At 74.2% G+C, this 1,095-nt stretch carries 1 protein-coding gene; it reads right to left on the bottom strand.

Annotated elements, in window-relative coordinates; all coding sequences use genetic code 11:
• Window positions 1–66 precede the first annotated feature (66 nt).
• On the bottom strand, window positions 67–1,095 hold a 1,029-nt coding region (locus FA014_RS19585), incomplete at its 5' end, for an AAA family ATPase (RefSeq protein WP_154731263.1).

Here is a 1,095-nt window from a genome sequence, read left to right as displayed (position 1 = left end):
CCCGCCCCCGGCGTCGTCCGGGAGCCACCCGCATCGCCCGCGAACCCGCACGCGATCTTCACACCGTCAGGCCGGAACCTCGTCGCGCAGCCGCTGGGAGATGACGGTCGTCACGCCGTCGCCGCGCATCGTCACGCCGTACAGGGCGTCGGCGATCTCCATCGTGCGCTTCTGGTGCGTCACGACGATGAGCTGGGAGTCCTCCTGCAGCTCGCGGAAGATCTCCAGCAGCCGGCCGAGGTTGGCGTCGTCCAGCGCCGCCTCGACCTCGTCCATCACGTAGAACGGGCTGGGCCGGGCCTTGAAGATCGACACCAGCAGCGCCACGGCCGTGAGCGACCGCTCGCCGCCGGACAGCAAGGAGAGCCGCTTGACCTTCTTGCCGGCGGGCCGGGCCTCGACCTCGATGCCCGTGGTGAGCATGTCGGACGGGTCGGTCAGCACGAGGCGGCCCTCGCCGCCCGGGAACAGCCGGGGGAACACGCGGTCGAACTGCTCGGCGGTGTCCCGGTAGGCGTCCGCGAACACCCGCTCGACGCGCTCGTCGATGTCCTTGACGATCTCCAGCAGGTCGGCGCGCGACTTCTTCAGGTCGGCGAGCTGCTCGACCAGGAACTTGTGCCGCTCCTCGAGCGCGGCGAACTCCTCCAGGGCCAGCGGGTTGACCCGGCCGAGCTGCGACAGGGCCCGCTCGGCGGCCTTGAGCCGCTTCTCCTGCTCGGCGCGGACGTAGGGCACCTCGCGGGGGCCGGCGTCCTCGTCGTCGGCGGGGTCGGCGCCCGGCGGGGTCAGCACCGGCACCGCCCGGTGCGGCCCGAACTCCTCGACCAGCACCGCCGGGTCGATGCCCAGGTCCTCGACGGCCCGGATCTCCAGCTGCTCGACCCGGAGCCGCTGCTCGGCACGGAGCACCTCGTCCCGGTGGGCGGCGTCCGTGAGCCGGGCCACCTCGCGCTGGGTCTCGTCGACGCGCGACCGCACCGCCGACAGCGCGGTCTCCCGCTCGGCCCGCGCGGCCTCGGCGGCGTCCCGCTCGTCCGCGGCCTGCTGCAGCGCGCGCTCGACCGCGCCGAGCGCCCGGGCCGCGCCGAGGGC

Source organism: Cellulomonas hominis, from assembly GCF_005239125.1.
GTDB classification, from domain to species: domain Bacteria; phylum Actinomycetota; class Actinomycetes; order Actinomycetales; family Cellulomonadaceae; genus Cellulomonas; species Cellulomonas hominis_A.
The sequence above is the reverse complement of the archived record's forward strand: the minus strand, read 5'-3'. Positions and strand labels throughout refer to the sequence as shown.